This window comes from Variovorax sp. RCC_210 (assembly GCF_041355175.1).
Classification (GTDB): Bacteria; Pseudomonadota; Gammaproteobacteria; order Burkholderiales; family Burkholderiaceae_C; genus Variovorax.
Genome location: NZ_JBFUPJ010000002.1, coordinates 490,619 through 515,506 on the forward strand (window position 1 = coordinate 490,619; position 24,888 = coordinate 515,506).

The following is a 24,888-nucleotide window of genomic DNA, read 5'->3' on the forward strand; positions in this document are numbered from 1 at the left end:
AGCCAACAACCTGCTTTTCGGGACTCGCCGTCCCCGTTGGTCATGCGCGCGCCTTTGAGACGCCTCTGGCTCAAGATTCACCGCTGGGTCGGGCTCACGCTCGGGCCGGTGCTCGCCTTCGTGGCGCTGCTGGGCGCGGTGTTGGTGGTGGGCTCGCCGATCGACCGAAGGGTGAATTCCGAACTCTTCGTCGCTCGCAGCACCGGTGATGCCGTGGCGGCCGCGGCGGCGCTGCCGCTGGAGCCGCTGCGCCAGCGCATCGTGGCCGAGTTCGGCCCCGACACCAACATCACGCTGCGCCCGCCGCGCACTCCTGACGAAACGCTCTGGGTGCTGGTGCGCGGCAAGTGGAGCGGCACGCTCTACCTCGACCCGGCCACCGGCGCCGAGCAGGGCCGGCGCGGCACCCAGCAGGGCGCCTACGCCCTCGTCTACAAGATCCACAGCAGCCTGCTGCTCGACAGCACGGGCAAGGCCATCCTCGCTTTCGTGGCGCTGTCCTACCTGTTGCTGCTGGTGACGGGCCTGGTGCTGTGGTGGCCGGCGCGCTGGCCGCCGTCGCTGCGCATCGTGCTGGACCGCGGCCTGCTGCGCGGGCTGTTCGACCTGCACCGCACCGGCGGCGCGGTGCTCGGGCTGCTGATTGCGGTGTCGGTGGCCACCGGCGCCTACATGGCCTGGCGGCCGCTGGGCGGCTACATCTCCGCGGCGCTGGGCCAGCAGCCGGTCAAGGCGCCCACGATTCCCAAGAGCTCCGCCGACGGCCCGCGCATGCCGCTGGACGAGCTCGTGGCGCGCGCGCAGCAGGTGTTTCCGGGCCAGCCGATCGGCTATGTGCTGGTGCCGGGCAAGGCCGACCGGCCGGTGCGCGTGCGCTTTCGCCTGCCGGACGACCCGCACCCGAATGGCATCAGCTCGGCATGGCTCCACCCCGTAACCGGCGACGTGCTGGCCGTGCGCAAGTGGCAGCAACTGGACACCGGCAACGGCATGGTGGCGGTGGTGTTTCCGCTGCACACCGGCGAGCTCGGCGGGGTGCTGCACGAGATCGTCACCGCGCTGCTGGGGCTGGGGCTGGCGCTGGGCGGGCTGGGCGTGAGCGGCGTCTGGCTCTGGTGGCGCCGGCGCGCCGAGCGGCGGCGGCTGGCCGCGCGACAACTGCATTCGACAACATAAAAGAGGGTTTCCTTTGATCTCGCACCAACACCATCACCCCAACCACCAGCCGAACCAGCGCAGGCTCCGGCACAAGCGCACCGCCCTGGCCCTCGCGCTGCTGCCCCTGAGCCTGCAGGGCTACGCCGCCGAGGCGGAGCCCGCGGCCGCCGAGCCGTCGGCATCGCTCGGCGCCATCACCGTCACCGGCGACTGGCTCGGCAGCCCCAGCGAGACGAAGGTGCTCGAGCACGCCGGCGCGCGGACCATCATCGAGCGCAAGCAGATCCAGGAAAGCGGCTCGGCCAGCGTGCGCGACGTGCTGCGCCAGGTGCCCGGCGTGCAGGTGCAGGAGAGCAACGGCACGGGTGGCAGCGACATCTCGCTGAACGTGGGCGTGCGCGGCCTCACCTCGCGGCTGTCGCCGCGCTCAACCATCCTGCTGGACGGCGTGCCGATGGCCTACGCGCCCTACGGCCAGCCGCAGCTGTCGCTGGCGCCGCTGTCGCTGGGCAACCTGGAAGCGGTGGACGTGGTGCGCGGCGCGGGCTCGGTGCGCTTCGGACCCCAGAACGTGGGCGGCATCATCAACTTCGTGTCGCGCGCGATCCCCGCGCAGTTCACGGCGCAGGCCAGCGTGGGCGTCGAGAGCGCCAGCCACGGCGGCGGCACCAAGACCACGCCCAGCGTGTTCATCGGCGGCACCAACGAGAACGGCCTGGGCCTGGCGCTGCTGTACTCCGGCACGCACGGCGACGGCTGGCGCCAGAGCAACGACCACGTGAGCATCGACGACCTGATGCTCAAGGGCGCGTACCGCATCTCCAGGACCGACGACATCGCGGTGTCGCTGCATCACTTCGAGGGCAGCGGGCGCATGCCGGGCGGGCTGACCACGGCGCAGTTCGCGGCCAACCCGTTCCAGTCGGACCGGCCCTTCGACGAATTCACCGGGCGCCGCACCGACGGCTCGATCAAGTACACGCACAACGACGGCGTGAACAAGTTCGAGATGCTCACCTACTACACCGACTCGTTCCGCGGCAGCCACCTGGAGCAGGAAGGCACCGGCACCAGCGCCGGCCAGCGCCGCCTGACCTCGGCCCCGCGCGACTACAACACCTTCGCCATCGAGCCGCGCTACTCGCGCCTGATCGATTCGGGCAGCGTGGTGCAGGAGGTGAGCGTGGGCTACCGCTACCTGAAGGAAGAGGCCGCCGAAACCGCCACGCGCAGCGCCTACTACCGCCCGCGCGCGGGCTTCGACGCCTACGGCCTGGCCAACCCCGCGTACCAGAAGAGCAAGGGCGGCACGACCGCGCACGCGTTCTACATCGACGACCGCATCGACTTCGGCAACTGGACGATCACGCCCGGCGTGCGCCATGAATCGATCAGCTCGTTCAACAACGTGTACACGCTGGTCAACAACCGCATCACCAACGCGATCGCCCCGACCATCGACTCCGACGAGTGGCTGCCCACGCTGTCGGTGATGTACCGCATGAACGAGCGCTGGTCGCTGTTCGCGAACGCGGGCGTGTCCTTCGGGCCGCAGCAGTACGCGCAGCTGGCGCAGTCGACCACCAACCTGCACCCCGAGAAGGCCAAGACCTACGAGATCGGCACGCACTACAAGGGCGAGGCCTGGAGCGGCGAGCTCACGCTGTTCAACATCAACTTCGACAAGGAACTGCAGCTGGCGCGCTCCATCACCGGCGACGTCGGCCAGTGGACCGACCTGGGCGCCACGCGCCACCGCGGGCTGGAGTCGGCGCTGCGCTACGACCTGGGCACGCTGAGCGATTCGCTCAAGGGCTTCTCGGTGTCGGGCACCTACACGTACACGCAGGCCACCTCCAAGGCCGGCGTGTTCGCGGGGCGCGACCTGCCGTTCTACTCGCGCCAGGTGGCGTCGCTGGGCGCGCGCTACGAGCGCGGCCCGTGGACCTTCAATGCCGACATCTACGCGCAGTCGAAGCAGCGCTCGCCCGGTTCGCCGGACGACGGCGCGCGCTACGTGACCATCGAGGACGCCACCGGCCGCCTGGGCAACATCCCCGGCTACGCCACCATGAACCTGCGCGCGGCCTACGACTTCGGCAAGAACATGAGCAACCTGAAGCTGGCCGTGGGCGTCAAGAACCTGTTCGACCGCCGCTACTTCAACCGCTCGGTGGACAACAACGGCGGCAAGTACGTGGGACAGCCCCGCACGGTGTACCTGCAGGCGTCGGTGGCGTTCTGAGGCCGGGGGTGCGCAGGCATACACTCGCGCACCCATGGCCCTCAAATCCACCATCTTCAAGGCCACCCTCGCGGTGGCCGACATCGACCACGGCTACTACGCCGACCACGCGCTGACCCTGGCGCGCCACCCCAGCGAGACCGACGAACGGATGATGATCCGGCTCGTCGCGCTCGCGCTCAATGCCCACCAGCTGCAGGACATCTGCCACGGCGACGGCACGCTGGCCTTCGGCGCCGGCCTGTCGAACGTCGAGGAGCCCGACGTGTGGCTGCGCGACTTCACCGGCGAGGTGAAGATCTGGATCGAGGTCGGCCAGCCGGAAGACAAGCCCATCATCAAGGCCTGCGGCAAGGCCGACGAGGTGATCGTGTACTGCTTCAACCACGCGGCCGAGATCTGGTGGCGTGGCATCGAGAACAAGCTCACGCGGCCGCAGAACCTGAAGGTCTACCGCGTGCCGACCGAGGCCTCGCAGGCACTGGCCGCGCTCGCGCAACGCAGCATGCAGCTGCAGGCGACCATCCAGGAAAACACGCTGACGCTGGGCGACGGCAAGAACAGCATCGACGTCGAGCTGCTGCGCTGGAAGTAGCTCCGCGCTGCCGGCGCTAGGCCGCCGGCATCATCTCGCCGCACTGCCAGCACTGCTCGAAGCCGCCTTCGACATGCTCGCCGCACACGCACAGCCAGCTGCGCTGCGGGCGGTGTTGCAGCTCGTGCAGCAGGCGCTGCGCCAGATCGAACTGGGTTTCGTCGTCGATCCAGATCTCGGGCAGGCACTGGTCGGGCGGCAACTGGCCCATGACGGCGCCGAGGAACTCGCGCTGCACCGTGGCGGCCACGCCCTCTTCGCGCAAGGCGTGCGCCCACACGGTCGCGATGGCGAGGTTGGGCGCTTGCGCGAGGCGGCGCATTGTCAGGGCGCCCAGTTCTTTTCGTCGTCGGGGTCGAACTCGGGCTCGGCGGCAGCGGGCGACGTGCCTTCTTCGCGCGTCTCGCGCGTCTCGCGCGCCCGTTCGGCGTAGCGATTGAAGCGCCAGGCCGAGTCTTCCATCGTGATGCGGCGCCACGTGGCGCGCTTTTCGACCGGGGTCATGGCGGGCCAGAGCTGCACCTCGTCGAAGCTGCGTCCGCAGCCCTTGCACTCGTCGTCGCCCTGGCTGGTGGAGCAGATCGCGATGCAGGGCGTGTCGGGCGTGCTTTCGTACCAGGCCATCCAGGCGGCCCAGGCCTTGGGCGGAAAGCCGAGCTCGGCGACCTCGTCCTCGTGATGGAAGACCATGAGCGCGTACACCTCGGCCAGCGCGCGCAATTCAGGGCCGAGCGTGACCCCGTCGGGCGAGGGCGTCTTCTCGCGCCAGTGGTTGATGGCGGCCTCGATGTCGGTGATGTGTATGGCGGCCATGGAACGTGAAAAAACAGCGGACGGCGATCATAGTCCGGCAAAGTCCCGAAGCGCCGAAGGGGCAAGATCGCTATGAAAAAAATAGCGATGCAGCCACTGTTCATCGGCGTTTCCAAAGGGTTCTCTTCAAGCCCCTGAAAACTTTCGATTGCGCCGGCGCGGGCTTCGATGCTTTAATCCGCCCCACGAAGGGGAGTAGCTCCCGACCGCTGTCCACGGCAGCGCGAATCGCCAGGTCGTCAATACGAAGCAAAACACTTCCGGCCTGTCGGACAACGAACGTGCACTCGCGCGCGCGCTGTCGAGCAAGACCTTCGATTTGAACCTGTGCAGGTTTGGTCGAAGCGTTCGCAAGCTCCCGGTCCCCCCGGTCTTCACCCCCGCTTTCGATCCTCCCCGCGCAGGATGAATCGAAACGCATCGGCATGCGCCTTCCGTCGTCACCCCTGAAGGGAGAGACAGGGGCGCGAAGACAAAGAGGAACTTATGGAAATGTTCATGGCCCCGGAATTCTGGGTCGCAGTCGGTCAGATCATCATGATCGACATCCTGCTCGGCGGCGACAACGCCGTCGTCATTGCGCTGGCCTGCCGCAAGCTGCCCGCGCACCAACGCACCAAGGGCATTCTTTGGGGCACCGCCGGCGCCATCATCCTGCGCGTCATCCTGATCTTCTTCGCGCTCACGCTGCTGGCCATTCCGTTCCTGAAGCTGGTCGGCGCCATCCTGCTGGTGTGGATCGGCATGAAGCTGCTGGCACCCGAGCACGACGACGCGCACGGCAACATCTCCGGCAGCGACAAGCTGTGGGGTGCCGTGAAGACCGTGATCATTGCCGACCTGGTGATGAGCGTGGACAACGTCATCGCCATCGCCGGCGCCGCACAGGGTGCGGGCGAAGGCCACCAGATGCCGCTCGTGATCTTCGGCCTGCTGGTGAGCATCCCGATCATCGTGTGGGGCAGCCAGCTGGTCATCAAGCTGATGGACAAGTTCCCGATGATCATCACGCTGGGCGGCATGCTGCTGGGCTGGATCGCCGGCACGATGGCCATGTCCGACCCCGCGCTGGCGAACACCGCCGCCTGGACCTGGGTACCCAAGGTGCCGCAGACCGACGTCGTCAAGTACGGTGCCGGCATTGCCGGTGCGCTGCTGGTGCTGGCCCTGGGCAAGTGGGCGGCCGCACGCAATGCGCGCAACAAGCCGGCCACGGCCGTGGCCGCCGACTGAGCCGCAGGGCCTTTCGAGAAACTTCCTGCCCCGCAGAGCCTCTGTCACTCTAACTACCTGAAGGAGCACACCATGGAAAAGATCATTCTTTATGTCGACGACGTCACTTACGCCAGTGAGCAGTTCGCCGAACTTGCGCCGGACGCGAACAACGTCGTGGCGCGCCATTGGGTGCTCGTGGCCTGCGCGCCGCGCATGACGCATCGCATCAGCAAGTGGGTGAGCCACAGCGCGCGCGAGAACTGGCGCGCCAAGTGGTTCAGCAAGGTGCAGGCGCAGATGCTGCCGCTGCTGGAGCGCAACGGCGGCCAGGTGACCCCGGTGCTGGCCAAGGGCCCGCTGACCGAGCTCACGGCGCAGCTCAAGCGCGAGCACGCCGCGGTGCACGTGGTCGATGCGCGCCGCCCGAAGATCGGTGTCGACCTGGAGCCGGTCACGCCCGAGCAGAAGCCGGCCCACCAGACGGGCTGGGCCTTTCCCGGCGCCGTGATGGGCATGGGTGCGTTGCTGGTGCTGGCGAACGAGCTGGCCGAGTAACACGGCAAGTTACCCCTCGACGAGCCCCGGTGCGGCAACGCACCGGGGCTCGTTGTTTTTCAGGCCCTGCGGTATCCTGCGCCGCATGCGCATCATCATCAAATGGCTGCTCAGCGCTGTCGCGCTGCTGGCGGTGGCTTATCTCTACAGCGGTGTCCAGGTCAACAGCTTCGGCTCCGCGCTGATCGCGGCCGCGGTCATCGGCCTGCTCAACATGATCGTGCGGCCGGTGCTGGTGGTGCTGACGCTGCCCGTCACCATCGTCACGCTCGGGCTCTTCCTGTTCGTGATCAACGCGCTGCTGTTCTGGGCCGCGTCGGGGCTGCTGGGCGGCTTCCACGTCAACGGCTTCGTGGCCGCGCTGATCGGCTCGCTGCTGTATTCGCTGCTGGGGCTGGTGATCGAGTCCGCGGTGGGCGGGCTGCTGTCCAAGCGCTGAGCTCCGCCGTGGCGCTCATTTAAGAAGCGGCTCCGCCGCAGCGCTTATTTAAGAGGCGGCTCTGCCGCCTGTTCCTTCACCAACGCCTCCACCGCCCGCGCGCGCGTATCGATGATCGACGCCTCGTAGTGATCGACCACCTTCGACTGGCGCACCAGCTCCTGCGCGGCCTTGAAGCGGTCGCGCGCGGCCGGGTAGTCGAGGATGGCGACGTTGGCTTCCGCATCGGCACGCACCGCGCGCAGCGTGTCGCCCTCGGCGCCGTAGAGGTTGCCGAGCGCGCGCCACACGGTGGCATCGCGCGGCGTGGCGGCCACCCAGTCGCGCAGCACCGGAATCATCGGTGCGGGCTGGTGCATGGCGGTCGCGGCTTCGGCGGCCAACAGCATCTCCGGGCGTTCCTTCGACTTGGGGTCCAGCAGCGCGGCCGCCTTGGGCGCCGCGCCCGCAGCCAGCTCGATCTCCGCGCCGAGCCAGCGCGCCTGCTTCGCCGCGGCGGGGTTCTCGGCCGTGCGCGCCGTCAGGCGCTCGGCCATCGCGCGGGCGGTCTTGTACTCGCGCATTTCCTTGGCCGACAGCGCGGCCGCGTACAGCGTGCCGGCCTGCTGGGCAGGGGAGCTTTTCGCGAACTCGCCGCTGTTGGCCGCGTCGATCCACTGGCGAAGCACATCGACGCCGGGGCGCGTCAGCACGCGGGCGCGCGAGGCGATCATGGCGTGGTCCATGGCCAGCGGCAGCGGCGGCACCGTGTCCATGCGGAACTGGAAGCGGCCCTGCATGTCGGAGATGCGCTCGGTGGTCAGCGGGTGGCTGCGCAGGTAGGGAAACGAGCCGTTGTCGTTCAGGCGCGAGGCGTACTGCAGCTTCTCGAACATGGCGGCGGCGCCCTGCGGCGCAAAGCCCGCCTGCGTCATCACGCCGAAGCCGATGCGGTCGGCCTCGCGCTCCATGTCGCGCGAGAAGTTCAGCTGGTTCTGCGCGAACATCGCCTGGCTGCCCATCATCACGGCCTGCCCGGCGTCGCCGCTGCGGCTTCGGCCGGCGGCGATCATCCCGAGGATGAGCCCTGCGATCATCAGCGGCATCTGCTTGCCCTGCTTGTCCATCATGCGAGAGATGTGGCGCTGCGTGACGTGCGAGAGCTCGTGGCCCAGCACCGTGGCCAGCTCGTCGCGGCTGCCCACCGTGGCGACCAGCCCCAGGTTCAGCCCCAGGTAGCCGCCGGGCAGCGCGAAGGCGTTGATGTTGCGGTCGCGCCCCAGCAGGATGGTCCAGGCAAAGCGCTCGTCGAGCTCGGGCGTGAGCTCGCCACGGGTGCGCGCGGCGGCCAGCAGGCGCTGCCAGATCTCCTGCACGTAGGCCGCGATGACCGGGTCGTCGATGTAGTCGGTGTCGCGGTACAGCTCGCGGGCAATCTGGTCGCCCAGGTGGCGTTCGGCGCTGGCCGTCATTTCGCCGCCGTCGCCCATGCCGGGCAGCACCTGCTGGATCTGTTGCATCTGCGCCAGCGCAGGGGCGGGCAGCAGCGCCTGCGAAGCGATCAGGAAGGCCGTGCACAGCGGCCGCAGCGCGGTCGCCGGCTGGCGTTTTCGGGGGCGTTCGGGAGTCAAGCGCGGCATTCCTCGTCAGTGGCTCGGGCTCGTATGATGCACCTTCGAACCGATCGTTCAACCACCCCCGTGCGCAAGCCGTACGGCACTTTTCGGCCACTTGTCCGTCACTTGTCCGCCATGAGCTCTCTCACCCATTTCGACGCGCAGGGGCAGGCCCACATGGTCGACGTCGCCGGCAAGCCCGCCACCCACCGCGTGGCCGTGGCCACCGGGCGCATCGAGATGCAGGCCGCCACGCTGGCGCTGATCGAGTCGGGCACCGCCAAGAAGGGCGACGTGCTCGGCATCGCGCGCATTGCCGGCATCCAGGCCGCCAAGAAGACCAGCGACCTGATTCCCCTGTGCCATCCGCTGGCGCTCACCCGCGTGGCGGTGGCGTTCGCGCTGGCCGACGCGGGCAACACGCCGCAGGTGGCATGCACGGCCACCGTCGAGACCGTGGGGCCGACCGGCGTGGAAATGGAGGCGCTCACCGCCGTGCAGGTGGCACTCCTGACCATCTACGACATGTGCAAGGCGGTCGACCGGGGGATGCGGATCACCGACGTGCATGTGCTGGAAAAGCACGGGGGCAAGTCGGGCAGCTGGACGGTGGGCCCCGCCGCGTAGCGCCCTGCGGCTACGGCGCGGACGCTTCCGCGGGCCTTGCTGGTGCGCCTTTCAGCCAGTGCGCGAACTCCTTCGGAAACGCATCGCTGAAGCGCGCCGCCTGCGCCCTGGCCTCGTCCTCGAGGCCGAGCATCTCGGCACTTTCGATCAACTTGACGATGACCCGCGGCTCCGGCGAAAAGTGGATCACCCGCAGCGCCATCGCATGCATCTCGGCCGCGTTGGCGCGCGTGACGGTGGTCAGCGTCAGCTCCGCGAATTCGGCCTGGCGGGCGAACAGCCAGGTTCCGCGCACCTTGGCGAGCGTGTCGTCCTCGTAGGCCGGAAGCCGTTCGTCGCGCGGCAGGTAGACCTGGCTCACACGAACGTAGTCCCAACTGGCGCACGCGACCACCAGCAACAGCACGCCCGCGGCCAGCGAGGACAGCGCCGGCCGCACCGCCGCGCCAGCCTTGCCCGGCCACAGCACGCCCAGGCACAGCCCGAAGACCAGCTGGAACGGCCCGTACCAGAGCGGATATTCGAGCAGGCTGTGCAGCACGATCGCGCCCAGCATGCCCCAGGCCATGAGCCGGGTCGGGTCGCGCTCTTGCCAGGGCCGCGCGGCCAGCACCAGCCACAGGAAGCCGCCGCAGATCAGCACCGCGGCGGGAATGCCCAGCTCCACGGCCAGGTGCAGCGGCAGGTTGTGCGCGTTGTCCAGGATCTCGACGAAGCGCGCGCCGGGGTACTGGGTGCTGTAGTGCGCAAAGCTGAGCTCGCCCCAGCCCCAGCCGGTCCAGGGGCGCTCGCCGATCAGCGTGAGCACGTTGTGCCAGAGGATCAGCCGGCCGTGGTCGTCGGGCGCGCCGGTCTGCAGGCGCTGGAGCATGCTTTCGACGCCGGCGCCGCTGCCGCCGGCCATCAATTGGACCAGTTGGGGCAGCGTCCAGGCGACGAGGAAGTAGAGCGGGATGATCGACAGCAGGAGCAGCGGCGAGGGCAGCCGCAGGTGTGAGGCCGCGCCTGCCTGCGTGCGCCAGCCCTGGCGGCGCTCCCGCCTGGCGATGAAGCTGGCCACGCCGATGATCGACAGCAACTGCAGCAGGCCTGTGCGCGAAGTCGAGGCGGCCGCGGCGACCAGGAGCAGCAGCGCCGCGGCGACCAGGGCGCGTCGCGTGCGCGGCGATGGATTGGTGGCGTAGAGCCACAGTGCCGCGACCCAGGCCATGCTGATCAGCGTGGCGAACTGGTTGCGCTGGCGCAGGTTGCCGTAGGCCTGGCCCAGGGCGGGAGAGGTGGTCCAGGGGACGAGAGGGTCGGCGAGGCCGTAGTACTGGAGGAGGCCAAGGACGGCGCTGAGGAGGCCCGCGGCGAGGATGCCCCAGGCCAGGGCGGCTCCCCCTCGCCCTTGCCCTTGCCCTTGAGCGACGCTCGGCATGCGCGCGCCCACCGTGGCTGCCAATGCGACGGTCACCATCACGACGCAGGCGGGGAGCCAGTAGCCCGCCTCGCCGCGGAATGCCGCGATGCAAATTGCGCAGAGCAAGAGCCAGCACAGCACGCGGCGGCTGGGCACGTTGCCACGGGCATCGCCCGCGCAGAGCAGGAACGCGATGCAAGCCCAGGTGCAAAGGAGCTGCCAGACATTGACGGACGGGCCGGCCACCCACGGCGCCAGGAAAGGAAGGGCGATCAGCGCCGCGCTGGAGAAGGGCATTGGCGGAATTGTGCAGTGCCACGCCGAACAGGCGTCTAACGCTTCACCAGCAACAACACGAGCGGCTCGATCGGCGAGCCGAGAAACCGGCGTTCGTTTGTATGATCCGAAAGTTTTTCCTGCCAGGGCCTGAAATGCAGAAGTCTCTATTCGCGGCAAGCCTCTTTGCTCTCCTCTCCCATGCCGCTTTCGCCAACACGCTCAGCGACAAGGTCGATGCGATGTCCGAGAACGGGCGCCGCAACTTCATCTCCACGCTGGTTCAGCAAAGCGGCGCACAGTGCCCCGCCGTGCAGCGCGTGTTCTTCCAGGGGCTGCTGGACAAGGCGGCGGTATGGAACGTGCGGTGCAGCGGCAAGAACGCCGACTTCGGCATCGTCTTCTATGACGACCAGGCCAACACCACCCGCGTGATGCCCTGCGCGCAACTCAAGGAACTGGGCGCGCCCGGCTGCTTCAAGAAGTTCTGAGTTTCAACGTGAGGGCGGGGCCTGCAGCGGCGCGTCCGCTCCGGAAACCGCCATGCCTGTGGCGCTGAACTGCACCGCCACCCGCATGCGCGCCGCCGTAGGCACACCGGCACGCATGCCCGGCGAAAAACGCGTGCTGACGAAGGCACCGATGGCCGAGGCCTCGAACATCCCGGGCGGCGTCGCCTCGATGACCTTGACGTTCTCCACGGCGCCGCTGCTGCCGATCAACAGCTCCAACACCACTTCGCCCGTGCGGATGCCGGCGCTCGGCGGATACGCCAGGCGGATCTCGGTGAGCGGGCGCGGCGGCGGATCGAGTTCAGAGGCAGGCAGGTAGGCCGCGGCAGCGCTCGCAGACGCGACCACGCCGACCTCGGGTTGCATGGGTGCGGACTGGGGCGTCGATTCGACGGCAGCAGCGGCAGGTGACTCGGCAGGTGTGCTCCTTGCCGGTTGTGTCGGTGTCGGTGTCGGTGTCGGTGTCGGTGTCGGTGTCGGTGTCGGTGTCGGTGTCGGTGCTTCGGGCACCGGCGCAGCAGCCGCCTCGCGAGCAGGCAACCGAGGGCTCGGTTCGCTGGCTTCTTTCACAGGCTGTGGCTGTGGCTCTGCCTCCGGCGCAGGCACCGGCAGGTCCGGCGGCGGCGCGCTGACCAGCATCGCGGCCGGGGCAGCAGGCATCGGTAGCAACCGCGCCTCTATCACCTGTACCTTCGACTGCGACGCCACCGGCGGCCGTGGCCATGCCGCATACAGCAGCGCCGCGTGCAAGACGACCGACCCCAGCACCGCGGCGGACAGGGACCGGCGCGGCGCCGGGAGCAAACTCAACGCACCAGCTCGCGCCAGCTGACCCGCTTGCCCTGCGGTGGCGGGCTGCCGACGGGGATGCCCACCGACAGGGGGACACCCGACGCATCGCGTCCCAGGGCCCGGAACGTGCCGTTCGGCAGTCCGAGGATGCCAAGGCCCACCACCACGGAATTGCCGAAGAACGGCACCGAGGTCACCCGGTTCTCGCTGGAGCTGACCGGCAGGCCCGTGATGAGGTCGACATAGTTCAGCCAGCTGTAGCCACCGCCCGAGCACATCGTGTTGCTCGGTACGTTGGATGCGAACACCAGGGTGCCGAGCACGCTTTGCATGTCCACGTTCACGCGCTCGCCGGTGTCGGGCAGGTCGATGTACCAACCCTTGGTCTGCGTGCAGGCACCGTCGCCGGTGGCCGCGCACTGGACCGTGCGCGTCGCCGTGCTGCCCGAGCCGGTCTGTACCAGTTGCAGGCCCCTCAGCTCGGTTCTCAGGTTGGAGTAAACCGACGGATCCACATTCGTCAGCGGATCCTGCATCGCGTAGACGGTCTGCGCGCTGGTATCGGTCAGGTCGTCCGTCGACAGCATCCGCCCGGTGGCAGTCAACACCATGGTGGTGCCACTGACCTCGGCCAATTGCGGTCGCGTGGTGATCGGCTGCGGATTGCCGCTCTTGTCCTTCGCCGTCGCGAGCAGCGCCGCTTCGAAACCAGCCGGATCGAGCACGTTGTTGATGTCGAAGCGCCAGATGTTGCCCAGCAAGTCGGCACCGTAGGCGCGCTCGGCCGTGTTGTTCAACGCGTAGTTGTTCACGAAGATGTTGATCTCTCGCAGGCCGCTCGGCGTGTCCTTGCTCCCCGACGAGGTGGCGATGCGCTGGATGATCGCGCCGGTGCCGGCGTCGAGCACGTAGAGGTAGCCGCGGCCATCGCCGCTGACCGAGTTGTTGTAGCCCGAAGTGACCAGCACCACCCAGGTGCCGTTGCGCAGCTTGGTGATGATCGGGCGTCCGTAGGTCAGCCCCACGTTGCAATCCGAGGTCGCGCCGACCGGATTGGTCGCGCAGGCGGTGCTCATGTTGAACTCCCACATCGCACGGGGCGCCGTCGGATTGGTGACGTCCAGCGCGTAATAGCCGTTGCCGCCATGGCCCAGGCCGGCGACGACCATCGTGCGCCATTGGCCGCCGGTGCGCACGTCGCCTGCGATCGGCGAACCGTCGACGAAGAACTGGTGCTTGTCGGCATAGTTCATATCGGCCAGCGTCCACATGTTGGGCATTACCACTTGCGGAACGAAGGCCCACGCTTCCTGCCCGGCGTTGGCGTAGTTCGAGTCGGTGGAGCTGGCCGGCGCGTAGAAGGCATGCAGCATGCCGTCGTTGGCGCCCACGTACACCATGGGGGTACGCGCCTTGTTCGTGGTCTTGAACGCGTCGTAGTCGGCGTCCTGGAAGAACTGGCTGGGGGCCTTCACGTAGGCAGGCTGCGAGTTGACGATGTCGCCCAGCACGTGCGCCCGAGCCCGGTAGAGCTTGGCGGTGTTGGAAACGTAGCCTTCCCGCTTGCGCTGGCCACGCAGGTAGTTCACCAGGTTCGCGCCAGTGGTAACGCTGCGCTGGTCGATGGTGCCGGAGCTGCCGTCGCTCATGAACGGGTACTGGCTCAGGCCGGTGGTGATGGCCGTGCTGGTGAACGCCGCCTTCATGGCGGTGGTCAACCCGGTCGTGGCGCTGCCGGTGGGCAGGCCGCTCGTGGTGTCGCAGGCGCTGGTATTCCAGGTGAAGTCGACCAGGTTGTTGGTCGCCGGATCGCGTGCGTAGATCTTCCGGTTGTCGCACTCGTCGCTCACCTTGGCGTCCAGCAGCCCGCGCCCGGACCATTTCACCGTCGTCGACAGGTTGCCGGTCGTGAGGTCCACCTCTTGCGCCAGCAATTCGCCGGTCCAGTCCAGCGTGGTGAAGCTGCCGGTGTAGGCGATGTTGTCGCCCGCGGTCGGCGTGAGGCTGGAAACCGATGCACCCGCGCCGGCACCGGCTTGCGCCTTGATGCCTGAGAGCGCTTCCTTCAGCCCGTCGACCACCGACTGGGGATCGCGCGCGCTGAAGTACTTGCCGCGGCCGTTCACCGCCGTGTGCCAGAAGTCGTCGATGGAGCGCGGGTCGTTGTACTGCAGCTGCGACAGGTTGGTGCCGTTCGGCCAGATCGGCCAGTTGACCGGTGGCGTGTTCTCGTAGCTGCGAATCTTCGAGAAGTCGCCCGTGGTCGCGCTCTTGTAGTTCTCCTGGTAGTTCAGGTTGCCCGAGACGCCCAGGCCCACGACGAAGGTCGTCATGTGCTGCCACGGTGCGCGGTCGTCCTCGATGCCTTCGCCCAGGCGCGGAATGTCGTTCGACATGCCGGGGCGCAGGTCGGTGATGTAGTAGTACTGCGCCACGTCGGCGAGAGAGTCGACGCTGCCCTGGATGCCGCTGCCGGTCACGGTGCCCTTGGTCGTCGTCGTCCCGCCCCAGGCGCCGGACACATCGACCACCGGCGGTGAGGCGGGGCTGGCGTAGCAGACATTGCCCACGTCCGCCCAGTCCGTTTCCTCCGTCGTCTTGTTGCGCACGCTGGAATCGATGGCCGTGCCGCCGCTCACGTCATAGGTGGCGGTGATGGTCTGCGTGCGGCTCTGAACCTTGGTGCCAGGAATGGACACGCAGGTGGTGGAGGTATATCCGTTGCTGGCGGTCGGCTCGACCGGCGAGCAACTCGTCACGCGGTCGGGCCCCTGCGTGTTCGCGGTGCAGGTGGTGGTGAGGAAGCTGGAATCCGTGCCAGGCGTGCACGCCGCCACCGGCGTCGGGCTGGTGGTCACCGTGGCGCAGCTCACCACGGGCAGCACGCCGCGCGGCGAGGGCACGCAAGTGCCCGAGGCCACACCCACCGTGGTATCGGTGGCGGTGCAGGTGGTACGCGTGAAGTTGTTGGCGCTCGTCGGTGCTTCGCTGGTGCAGGCGGTGCCTGGTGCCAGTTGCTGCGGCTGCGAGGTATTGACCGAGCAGCTGGTGACCTTGAAGTTGGCGTCCACGCCGTCCGTGCAGGCGGCGACCAGGGCCGGGCCTGTGTTGACGGTGTTGCAGCTGGTCGTGGTGAAGTTGCCGCTCGTGCCAGGCGTGCAGGTGCCTTGCGCGACGAAGGTCGGCCCCGTCGTGACCGTGTTGCAGCTGATCTGCTTGAAGCCATTTTCCGGGGCTGGCGCCTGGGCCACGCAACTGCCGGCAGCCACGCCGACAACCGGGCTCGCGGACACGCAGTTGATCGTCATGTAGCCGTTGGCTTGCGTCGGCTGTTGCGCCGAGCAGGTTCCGGGAACCACGTTGGTCACCGGCGTGTTGTTGGTCGAGCACGTCGTGATGGTGAAGTTGGCCGACGTGCCGGGTGTGCAGCTGGCCACCGGCGCGGGCGTCGTCGGCCCATTCATCGCGCAGGTCGTCGCCGTCCACGCGTTCGCCAGGCTGGCGGGCACAGGCGTACAACTGTTCAGCAGTACCCCGGTAGGTCCGGTCGTGACCGCGGCCGGGCAGGTGATCGTCACCCAGTTGTTGCCGGCGTTGCCGGTCTGGGCGGCGCAGGAGCCGGGCGGGGTCGGCACCGTTTCCGTGTGCTGGTTGCAGAAGGTGGCGGTGTTGCCGTTGCCGGGGCCGGCATTCACCGGTGTGCATGTGCCCACGTTGACTTCGGGCGTGTCCACGTTGCTGCAGCTCGTGATGACCCAGTTGGTGCTGGCATCGCCGCCTGGCGTGCACGAGGCGACCAGCGTCGGGCCTGTAACGGCCGTGGTGCACGTGACGACCGTCGCACCGGTCGCGTTGGGGACGCAGGACGACACCGGCACGTTGGACTCGACCGTGGGCGTGCAGGTGGTGACGACGCCGGCACTGTCAGTGCCTGCCACGCACGCGGTCGCCTGGACACGCATCGTGGTGGGGGGCGAGCTCTGCTGGCACTGGCGCTCGAGGAAGTTGTTGAGGGCAGTCGGAGATTGCGCGACGCAGCTCGTCGCGGTGGTCCAGGCCGTGTAGGCGGTGCCGCCGCAGGAGGTCCGCAGGAAGCCGTTCGCGCTCGTCGGGGTCACCGCGTTGCAAGTGTCAACGTTCTTGGTCGGGGTCACGGTCTCCACCGGGGTCTCGCACACGGTTTCGGTGAAGTTGGGCGAGCTTCCACCACTGTTGCTGCAACTGGCTGCAGCGGTCCTGGCGGTCGTCTGGACGGTGTTGCAGGAAGTGGACGTGAAGTTGTTGCTCGAGCTTGCCGACGCGAACACGCACGATGCCTTTGAGGCGACCTTGGTGGTGGTCGTATTCGGTGCCGGACAGGTGGTCGTGGTGTTGTTGTTGGCGGAGGTCGGTCCTGACGCCGTGCAACTCGCCACGGGCGTAGGGCCACTGACGATGGGGTCGCACGTGGTGACAGCCTTCGTCGACGGATTGGTGCCGGGCGTGCACGCTGTCACGAAGGTCTTGACGGGCGGAATCGAGGTGGAATCGCAGAAGGTCTGGGTAAAGGTCGAGTCGGTACCGGGGGTGCACGAAGCGACATTCGTCGTCTGCGACCGGTTTTGCGAGCAGCTCACCGTCGTCCAGCTGTTGCTGGCGCTCGCGGTCACCGGGGTGCAACTCGCAGCTGGAACAAAGCCGGTGTCTCGTGAGCGCGAGCAATCGACGCTGACGTAGTTGTTGCCGGAGTTGGCCGATTGCGGCGTGCAGCTTTGAACGGCAGTCACAGCGGACTGCTGCGTCGTGCAGGTCGTCGCCACCCAGTTGTTGCTGGCGGAAGCCGGCTGCGCAGTGCACGATGCGACAGGCGTCGGGCCCGTCCTGAGGGTCAGGCAAGAAATATTGCCGGCGCTGGTGCAAGACTGCACGGGGGTCGTCGTTTCGGTCGCGCCGTTGTACGCCAGCGTCTGCGTGGTCGACTGAAGGTACTGCGTGGTTTGCTGGAACGGTTGTACCGTTTTCTGCAACGGCTGAATCGTGTACGTCTGCGTCGTGGTGACGGTCTGCTGCATCTGGCTCTTCGTCTGCAAGACCTGCGACGTCGACTTGGTCGTCGTCTGCTGCGTGTACCACTGGCGCGTTTGCGTGAGGGTCTGCGTGCGCGTGCGCGTCTGGGTCTGGGTCTGCGACTTCAGCGTGTAGGAAGACGTCTGCAGATTCTGCAGAGTGCTCTTGTAGACCTTGCGCGTGCCCTGGCCCCACCACGTGCGGGTGAGCAGTTCCTGGCGCGTCGAGCGGGTCTGCTGCTGTGTGCTGGCCAGGTTCTGCAGGCTCTCGCGCGTTTGCGTGCTCGTCGTCTTTCGGTCCTGCGTCGTGGAGCGGCTGGTCTGCACGGTCGAAGCGTAGATCTGCTCGGTGGTCTTCGTCAGCGACTGGGTGCGCTGCGTCGGTTGCGAGGTAGCACGCGACACCACCGAGATCGTGCGGAAGAACTCGCCGCTGTCGCAAGGCATGTAGCGGTTCATCGACGACGTCGTCTTGTCCGTGCGGCTGCCGGTCGTGGTGCCGTCCCAGATGGGTCGATGCGTATACAACAGCGGATCGAAGCGGTCCAGGATCGTCTTGGAGGTGAGGTTGCCGTCCTGGTTGCCCACGCGCGTGACCCCGTCGACGCCCACTGGACCGCGCGTTTCCTGCGCGGTGTTCCAGTAACCGTCCGTGGTCATGATGGTGAAGTTCTGCTGGCAGGTGTAGCGCACCGGGTCGGGCGTCATCTCGGCGTTGATGCCGTCGGTGCGGCCGGCATAGTGGCGGCCCACCCGGGCTAGGCCTTCGCGCGCCGGCGACGAGCCATCGGGCGTCTGTCCGTACAGCTTGGCGTACCACGCGGCCTTTTGCGTGTCGTTGAAGTCGTCGATCGCCAGGTACTTGGTGGGGTTCACGCCGCTGTCGGCATTGCTCGAATCGCGCAGCGGGCTCATGCTGACCAGGCCGACGCGGAAGCCGTCGTTGATCGGGTTGAACGCAAGGCTGATGCTGCTCTTCACCATCGCCATGCGGGTGCGATAGAAGGTGTACCAGATCGCGAAATTTCGGCGTTCGTCGGCCCCGGCCGCGCCGGTGCCCGAGCCGGAGGTGACCAGCTTGCGGCGCCACAGGCCACCCGTGGTGTTGGCCGTGACATTCGATTGGGTCAGGTTGACGCCCGAGAAGCGCACGCTCTCCATGTCGGTGCAGGGCGCGGCGTCGTACCTCAGGGTTTGCGTGCCTTCGTACGTGTAGTAGTACGCTGCCTGCGCCGGGTCTTCGGCGTCATTGGCAACCTGAAGCTGGCGCGTGTTGCGGTCGTAGGCCCTGAAGCTGGTGGCCAGGTTGGTGGTTGCCGTGCCGGACGAATAGAAGTCGTAGCGTGCAGCCCCGAAGTCGACACTGGTCGGCGGGTTCACCAGGTAGTAGCCGTCGGCGCCGCGCGGCACCTCGTACACCTTGGCCGGGTCGTAATACAGCGCGTTGCACTGCGCGCTGCGATAGCCGATGGGCATCTCGTAGCTCGGATCGCCGCCGGGAAACTCCAGCTCGTCGGGCATGTGCGTGAAAGCCATGGACCGCGAGGTATCCATCAGCAGCATCACGTTCGGCTTGGGCACGGCCTGCCCCGTGCCCGCGACGGGCACGGTGGACAGTTGCGTCTGCGCCGCCTGCACGTCGGTCGTCGACGCTCCGTTCCCCCACAGGAGCGCGCCGGCGATGGCCGACACGGCTACCGCAAAAACCTTGGAGCGATTCATTTCCCCTGCCCTCATAGCATGATTACTTGTGTGTAGCTGACAGCGCCGCGCACCCCGTCCACGCGGGCGGTGATGCGGTAGTACGGCGACTTGGGCGCCACGAAGCCCCCTTCGACTCCGCCTCCGGTTCCCAGTCCGCTGGCCGATTGCGGAATGACGCACTTCTGCGTGACTTCGGTGGCCGGGCCGGGCATGGCGCACAGACGGTGGATCACGTAACGCACACGGTTGCCCGTGCCGTCGTTCGCGGTCGCTTCCTTGGCGTTCGACCAGTCGTAGGTCATCGGGTTGAACGTCTCGTCCCACGTGGCGAAGTACGCTTCGGCGGGAACGTCGGCGTTGAGCACATTGGGGGCCGTGCGCTGGTTGTAGACCCAGTTGAAGGCCGCCTCGGTGCCCAGGTCGGCCAGCGAGGTTGCGTTCTGCTTGAAGCCGACGTTGCCGGCAATTTCCACACCGGTGCCGCTGGTGCGGAACATCAGCAAGCCCGAAATCGTCATCACCACCAGAACGACCAGCGCGATGATCAGGACGATGCCGCGTTGCGCACTTGTGCGCAACGAACCGCGTGCGCGATTTGCTCTCATTGGGTCACTCCCCAGATCATGTTGCGCAGGGGCACGACGGTGTCGTACACCCGGTACCGGTAGTTGCGCCAGTTGTTGGCCGCGGCGTCGCCGTTGATGGCGGAGGCGCCGTCGCCCGAATCGTCGGTGTTGTCGACGTTCCTCATCGGGAAGGCGATCGAGCCGTTGGCCCACTTGGGCGCCGACGCGGTCACCGGCACCGCCGTGCCCGACTCCACGTTCGGACGCTCGAATTGCCGGCTGCGAATGAGCAGGCCGAAACGCACGGCGAGCAGCCGGGCGTAGTTGGGGGTCGGACCGGGCAGTGTGTCGTACCACTCGCCGGTACCGATGACACCATCGCCCGAGGCGTCGTAGCCGTACTGTGCCTTGAGCGTGACAACGTCCGTGACCACATCGGACGCATTCACCTCATCTTCGAACAGGCTGTTGTAGCGCGTGAGAGACTGGCGGCTCGGGTTGACTTTCCACACCGTCAAGGCGGGCGCCATCCCCAGGTTGAACAGGACACCAGAGGTGATGTCAGTGCCGGTGCCGCCGGCCTTGTTCATCGTTGCCGTCTTGTTCAGACCTTGGTTGGTCGTGTAGATGAATGCCTCTTTGTGCTCGACGGCATTCGGATCGGAGCTCGAAAGCCCCGTGATCTCCACCATGTTGCAACTGCCGGTGGCGGGATTGGCAGCAATGGCTTTGTCGCCAAGCAGGAAGCCCTCGCGCGACTTCAGCGAATTCGACTCCGCGGTCGACGACATGATTGGCTGGCTGGAAACGAAGTAGGACGAGTTGCCGTAGAGCATTCGGATCTCGTCTGGCTTGCCATCCGCCTTGATGATCTGGACAGGAGCGAGCTTGAAGGTGAAGGTCGGTGCCGCAAGGTCCTGGCTGAACGCCTTCACTGTGCAGCCCATCGCGCTGGTCGTGGGGTCTGCCGGGTCACCCCCGGCCGTACCGAAGCCGAAGCCCGCAAGCCGCAGGTCTCGGTCGAGCGCGAAGGCGCCCAGGGTGCCGCTGATCTGCGCGTCGTTGCCCGACCCGACGGAACGCTTGCGCGCGTCCCACAAGGTCTGCAGCTGCACGATGATGAGCACGCAGACCAGCCCGACGACCAGGCCGACCATCAGTTCGATCAGGGACACGCCGTGTTGCCGACGGGCGCGGTCGCGCCAGGAATGCGAGCGAGGATGCATGTCGTCTTTGCGCACGGCGCTTGTCTCAATTGATGAGGGTGGCAAAAACATGACGACGCTTCACGTCCGGTTGCGACGGGACCGTCCAGCACACCGTGACGGTCATCTTGTTGTACCCACCGGGGGTCGAATTGATGCGAATCTGCTGCATGAATTGCGTCGAGCCAGGCAAGCCGCCATGCGTCGCATCACGCACCGCAGCGACCCAGGCGGTCACCGTTTCGTTGGCTGCGGTTTTTCCCGAGAACTCGCAGTCGTCGCCATCTTGTTGATACTCGAAGGCGCCCAGCGACTCGGCCAACTTGGCGGCGCGCGTGACGGGGTCCACACCTGAGCGGCTTGCGCTGATCCAGGCCTCCTGACCGATCTGGCTGGCCCATTGCGCGGCCAGGGTGCGGTACTCTGCATCGGACTGCGTGGTGACGGCCTGCGCACTCAGCCCCACCATGCCGAGGATGCCGAGCATGAACAGCAGGATGGCGACCACGGCCTCGATGAGGAACATGCCGCGTTGGCGCACCGCGCCCCGCATGGTTTTCGAATGCAACGACATCCGATTGAAATGACGCTTCAGCATTTGCGCGTGTCCCCCGCACCCGAAGCCCCGGGATCGCATAGGCGCACCTGTCCGCCGCCGCTGGCCAACACCCGCAGGCAGCGAGCCGAGCCGCCATCTTCCACGCAGGTTGCCCCTTGCTGTTTGAAATCTACAGTCGCCAGCGTCCCCACCAACGCGCCTGCAGCGTTGAAGCGAATGCTGCTGGAGGTGTGCGCATCGATAACGACAGAAGTCCCCTGGCCCGCACGCCCTCCCCCTTCGGCGCCCGCCTTGCCTTCGATGAACACATGCGGGTCTTCGGTCGTTTCCGGCGTCTGGCGCACCATCCAATTAGGTCCACTCGTGGTCAGCGCTGTGGTCTCCACATTTGACGCCAACGGGGAGGCGGTCGTGAGGATCAACTCCACCGGGATGTTCCTGCGAAGGGCTTCGCCGCGCGCTTGCTGCAAGGAGGCAACGAAGGCTTCCGCAGTGGCGAGGGTCTTCATGTTCTCGGCGTACTGGCGTATCGATGGCGCCGCCATGGCCGCCATCACCGCGAATATGACGAGCGTCACCATCAATTCGACGAGCGAGAAGCCGTCTTCTCGCTCGGTGGTCAGCATGTGCCACCCTTGCTGGTGATCCAGCAGCTGTCCGTTGGAGCACCTGTCCAGCCAGCACCCAATGTGCTGGTGCTGCGTGTGCCGTCGGCTTTCAAGGTGTATACGAAACCAGCCGTGGAGGTGTTATCCAATCCAGTAGCGGTGATCGTGTACGTCGTTGCAGTGGGGGTTCCGCAATCGAAACGGAAGCCTTTCGTGGTAGCCGGTTTTGCCGCTACGCTGCCGCTGAGACATGCATCCACAAATGTGCGATTGTCTTGAAAGAACTGTTCCATTCGGGGACGCATCCCAGCCAAGAGGCCCAGCGCCTCCGATACCCGCGCACGACGCACATAGTCGGAATACTGGGGAACCGCGATCGCAGCCAAGATGCCGATGATCACGACAACGATCATGAGTTCGATCAGCGTGAAGCCGGCGTTGTGACGGCGGGTTTTATGAGTGGTCATGCCGAGGCCTCAAGGCGCGCAGGACGCGCGGAAACAAATGTGTATCTTTGTCTCTCAGCTTACTATTACTTACGTTACAGAAAGAAGCCACTCATCCGGAAAAATGCGCCGTCCGTCGCATCGAGCCTTCTTGACAAGCGGGCGAGGGGCTCACTTGCATCGATGAACAAGTCTCGAGTTAACGTGGATTCATGCGCGGACGTCTTGGATACGCTCGGCCCGCCCTAAGTCTTTTCGTGAAGGCGGTCGGCAGCAATAAGGCTGAGCGTCAACATGTCCACGTGAGAACCTTTTCAATTAAGCAGCCACCCCTTGTTCAAGACATCGATCACTGAATTGAATTGCTCCTCATTGGCTTTCGAAAACCAAACCTTAAATATCTTGATTCTGTACCCGGAAGTAGCGCCTCAGTAGTCGCGATTTGCGAAAAAAGAATTTATTTTAAAAAATAAATTTGATTTTTCAGGGTTCAACATTTTATTTTTCACGCCAACCATCACCTCGAGCACTGCTTCTCAATTGGCTAAGTCGACATATTTTGACCGTTGCATTTGAAATTCTTCGAAAAAACGACTAGCGCCCAAGATCTAGTTACTGCAAGTACTCCGGCCCGCCCTATTAAAAAATTTCTTCTCAATGCGAAGCTGGCTTGCTCGCTCGACTCAATAGATTTTCTCTATATTCAGAAGCAAGTGCAGCGGATCGGTTGGCAAGTAATCTCTGCCACTCCTGCCGCTGCAAGTCATTTACTTTCGACTCTATGTTTTTTTGCTCTTCAGGATCACTCTGCAAATCAAAAGCAAATTCTTTGCCTTCGCGCAAATCAATCCAATACTTAAGCAAGGAATTTGGCAAGCGAGCATCAATCAATCCAATTTGCTGCGCTTGCTGGAAATAAACAACGCGAGGAACTGCTGGATCTTGAAGAGGCATCCCTTCCCATGTACTTGGTATGGGCATGCCCAAAGCCCGCAAAATAGTTGGCGCGACATCGATTTGAGAAGAAATTGAATGGATCTCGAATTTCCCCGGGTCGGCATTGCCGAAGTTCATCAGCAAAAACGGGACGCGCACCGCTTCTTCCCAAACACTATGAGTATGAACATAGCGTCCTCGCTCACCTAAAGACTCGCCGTGATCCCCAGTGACAATGACCAAGGCATTTTGCAGATAACCTTGTTCCCTCAATTTTTTCAATAGGTCGCCTACTACACGGTCAACTTGCAAGACCCCTCGATCGTAAAAATTTGCAGCGAGCTCCGGCATATTTGAATTGCTGCTCCCCGACACGAGGCCGACATAACTTTGCTCTGGCCCAAAACTCGGCGTATCCTCGAAACGACTTCCCAATACGTGAGAAGACATCAAATGAAAATGAAACATTGTGGGAACGCCATCCCATCTAGCAAGCTCGTTCACGCGATTAATTAACAAGCGGTCATCGTTAATATATCGTGTCGTCTGCGAGGTGCCATCGAAATAGCTGTCTACCGGACCATACACATCTTTAAGCCCGTAAAAATTCGTGTGGTCTCCCGAAAATATTAGGTTTGTTCGATATCCGTTTTTCTTTAGCACTTCTTCCAAAGTAACTGGCTTTGTTGCTTGACGATCTAGATATCGAGAACTTGCAAGGCCACGCAGACCACACGACGATTCATTACACACAGAAATTACCGACGTCGCGAGCGACATGTGCCCTTCATAGCGCAGCACTTCGAGGTTAGGCGTGGTTTTTCTTTTGTAACCCAACAACGAAAGATGATCTGCCCGAAGTGCATCGACAACGATCAAAATTACATTGCTATTTTTTGCTGCCTTCGATGCTACATAATTTGATCTAACCAATTCTTCGTCGCGATCAATGCGCGACGAGTGCAACAACTCCAATGGATGGCTCTGCATTGCAGTGGTTCCTTGCTCAGGAAAAATTCCTAAGCTGAATGGCTCGCCCAGCCGCCCCCAGCCCCGATCAGATAACGTAACTACCGAAATTGATGCAATGGCAATAAGCAAGCACGGTAAAGCGATAAAAACAGCATTTGAAGTTTTTTCGCGAAGCTGCGGTATCCAATCGTAGCGGCTTAAAAACAAATAGACTGACAGCCAAGCAATACTGATGACCGCGGCCAATGCAACCATTGGAACCAAAGGGTGATAACCTAGCGCACCGAGAAATTCTGGGATTTGCTTGGCATAAGTGCTCGCCAAATCAACAGTAGTAACTCGCCCCCAATACTTCAGTCCAACCAACGCCAATACATAGCTTAAAAATAAGCAAAGCCCGACAAGCAACACCGCTACAGCCGAAACAGCTCGATAAATCGTCCCCTTCAATACCAACGAAGATAAAAGCCTAACTGCAGCAAGCGCGGCAAGAACATTCAATACCAAGCAAATATGCGGCTCGATCGCTGAAGCTGGCGCCCCAAAGCCATACAAGTAGATTATTAAAAAGACTACCGGAATAGACAAAAAAATGATCCACGACAACACCAATAGGCGAGCTG

The 24,888-nt window shown here is 64.8% G+C and carries 20 protein-coding genes; 8 read left to right on the forward strand and 12 right to left on the reverse strand.

Annotated elements, in window-relative coordinates:
- The first annotated feature begins 42 nt into the window (after positions 1-42).
- From AB6807_RS10325 to AB6807_RS10335, 3 genes are read left to right on the forward strand one after another with little or no spacing between them, the layout of a single operon-like run.
- The gene (locus AB6807_RS10325; RefSeq protein ID WP_371084470.1) at positions 43-1,176 is read left to right on the forward strand and encodes a PepSY-associated TM helix domain-containing protein; all 1,134 of its coding nucleotides are present in this window, start codon (positions 43-45) and stop codon (positions 1,174-1,176) included.
- A gap of 16 nt (positions 1,177-1,192) precedes the next feature.
- Positions 1,193-3,403, forward strand: a complete 2,211-nt coding sequence (locus tag AB6807_RS10330; protein WP_371084725.1) for a TonB-dependent receptor family protein — start codon at positions 1,193-1,195, stop codon at positions 3,401-3,403.
- 34 nt (positions 3,404-3,437) lie between these two features.
- Entirely contained in the window at positions 3,438-3,998 is a 561-nt protein-coding gene (locus AB6807_RS10335) for a YaeQ family protein (protein WP_116910398.1), read from the forward strand.
- A gap of 16 nt (positions 3,999-4,014) precedes the next feature.
- Here the strand turns inward: AB6807_RS10335 and AB6807_RS10340 are convergent, their stop codons facing one another.
- The gene (locus AB6807_RS10340) at positions 4,015-4,320 is read right to left on the reverse strand and encodes a putative signal transducing protein (RefSeq protein WP_116910399.1); all 306 of its coding nucleotides are present in this window, start codon (positions 4,318-4,320) and stop codon (positions 4,015-4,017) included.
- A gap of 2 nt (positions 4,321-4,322) precedes the next feature.
- A complete protein-coding gene (locus AB6807_RS10345; RefSeq protein ID WP_371084471.1) occupies positions 4,323-4,811 on the reverse strand; it encodes a DUF3717 domain-containing protein in 489 nt (162 codons plus the stop codon).
- A 486-nt stretch (positions 4,812-5,297) separates the two neighbouring features.
- On the opposite strand from AB6807_RS10345, the gene AB6807_RS10350 reads away from it, so the two are divergent.
- From AB6807_RS10350 to AB6807_RS10360, 3 genes are all read left to right on the forward strand, one after another.
- Positions 5,298-6,044 (forward strand): TerC family protein, encoded by a 747-nt coding sequence (locus AB6807_RS10350; RefSeq protein WP_116910401.1) that lies wholly within the window; start codon positions 5,298-5,300, stop codon positions 6,042-6,044.
- Between the two features lie 72 nt (positions 6,045-6,116).
- Complete coding sequence (locus tag AB6807_RS10355; RefSeq protein WP_116910402.1) at positions 6,117-6,581, forward strand: hypothetical protein; 465 nt, start codon at positions 6,117-6,119, stop codon at positions 6,579-6,581.
- Positions 6,582-6,666: 85 nt separating this feature from the next.
- Positions 6,667-7,020: a phage holin family protein gene (locus tag AB6807_RS10360; RefSeq protein ID WP_116910403.1), complete on the forward strand. Its 354-nt coding sequence runs from the start codon at positions 6,667-6,669 to the stop codon at positions 7,018-7,020.
- A gap of 44 nt (positions 7,021-7,064) precedes the next feature.
- Here the strand turns inward: AB6807_RS10360 and AB6807_RS10365 are convergent, their stop codons facing one another.
- Positions 7,065-8,639 carry a M48 family metalloprotease gene (locus AB6807_RS10365; protein WP_116910404.1) on the reverse strand — a complete coding sequence of 525 codons (1,575 nt, stop codon included), beginning with the start codon at positions 8,637-8,639 and terminating at the stop codon, positions 7,065-7,067.
- A 111-nt stretch (positions 8,640-8,750) separates the two neighbouring features.
- On the opposite strand from AB6807_RS10365, the gene moaC reads away from it, so the two are divergent.
- Positions 8,751-9,242, forward strand: a complete 492-nt coding sequence (gene moaC, locus AB6807_RS10370; RefSeq protein WP_371084472.1) for a cyclic pyranopterin monophosphate synthase MoaC — start codon at positions 8,751-8,753, stop codon at positions 9,240-9,242.
- A 10-nt stretch (positions 9,243-9,252) separates the two neighbouring features.
- On the opposite strand, the gene AB6807_RS10375 is transcribed toward moaC, so the two are convergent.
- The gene (locus AB6807_RS10375; RefSeq protein WP_371084473.1) at positions 9,253-10,941 is read right to left on the reverse strand and encodes a PglL family O-oligosaccharyltransferase; all 1,689 of its coding nucleotides are present in this window, start codon (positions 10,939-10,941) and stop codon (positions 9,253-9,255) included.
- Between the two features lie 134 nt (positions 10,942-11,075).
- On the opposite strand from AB6807_RS10375, the gene AB6807_RS10380 reads away from it, so the two are divergent.
- The gene (locus AB6807_RS10380; RefSeq protein WP_116910406.1) at positions 11,076-11,411 is read left to right on the forward strand and encodes a hypothetical protein; all 336 of its coding nucleotides are present in this window, start codon (positions 11,076-11,078) and stop codon (positions 11,409-11,411) included.
- Between the two features lie 3 nt (positions 11,412-11,414).
- On the opposite strand, the gene AB6807_RS10385 is transcribed toward AB6807_RS10380, so the two are convergent.
- From AB6807_RS10385 to AB6807_RS10420, 8 genes are all read right to left on the reverse strand, one after another.
- On the reverse strand, positions 11,415-11,798 hold the full coding sequence (locus tag AB6807_RS10385) for an energy transducer TonB (RefSeq protein ID WP_371084474.1): 384 nt from the start codon (positions 11,796-11,798) through the stop codon (positions 11,415-11,417).
- A gap of 440 nt (positions 11,799-12,238) precedes the next feature.
- Positions 12,239-18,991 carry a PilC/PilY family type IV pilus protein gene (locus tag AB6807_RS10390; RefSeq protein WP_371084475.1) on the reverse strand — a complete coding sequence of 2,251 codons (6,753 nt, stop codon included), beginning with the start codon at positions 18,989-18,991 and terminating at the stop codon, positions 12,239-12,241.
- Positions 18,992-19,002: 11 nt separating this feature from the next.
- Complete coding sequence (locus AB6807_RS10395; RefSeq protein WP_132748845.1) at positions 19,003-19,578, reverse strand: hypothetical protein; 576 nt, start codon at positions 19,576-19,578, stop codon at positions 19,003-19,005.
- Entirely contained in the window at positions 19,575-20,780 is a 1,206-nt protein-coding gene (locus AB6807_RS10400) for a PilW family protein (RefSeq protein WP_371084476.1), read from the reverse strand. Before AB6807_RS10400 ends, AB6807_RS10395 begins: the two co-directional genes overlap by 4 nt.
- A 10-nt stretch (positions 20,781-20,790) precedes the next feature.
- Positions 20,791-21,342 carry a hypothetical protein gene (locus AB6807_RS10405; RefSeq protein ID WP_132748843.1) on the reverse strand — a complete coding sequence of 184 codons (552 nt, stop codon included), beginning with the start codon at positions 21,340-21,342 and terminating at the stop codon, positions 20,791-20,793.
- Complete coding sequence (locus AB6807_RS10410; RefSeq protein WP_116910412.1) at positions 21,336-21,929, reverse strand: GspH/FimT family pseudopilin; 594 nt, start codon at positions 21,927-21,929, stop codon at positions 21,336-21,338. Before AB6807_RS10410 ends, AB6807_RS10405 begins: the two co-directional genes overlap by 7 nt.
- Positions 21,923-22,378, reverse strand: coding sequence for a type IV pilin protein (locus AB6807_RS10415; RefSeq protein WP_371084477.1), 456 nt, complete (start codon positions 22,376-22,378; stop codon positions 21,923-21,925). The genes AB6807_RS10410 and AB6807_RS10415 overlap by 7 nt, the downstream gene beginning before the upstream one ends.
- Before the next feature lie 633 nt (positions 22,379-23,011).
- Positions 23,012-24,874: a sulfatase-like hydrolase/transferase gene (locus tag AB6807_RS10420; protein ID WP_371084478.1), complete on the reverse strand. Its 1,863-nt coding sequence runs from the start codon at positions 24,872-24,874 to the stop codon at positions 23,012-23,014.
- Positions 24,875-24,888: the final 14 nt, after the last annotated feature.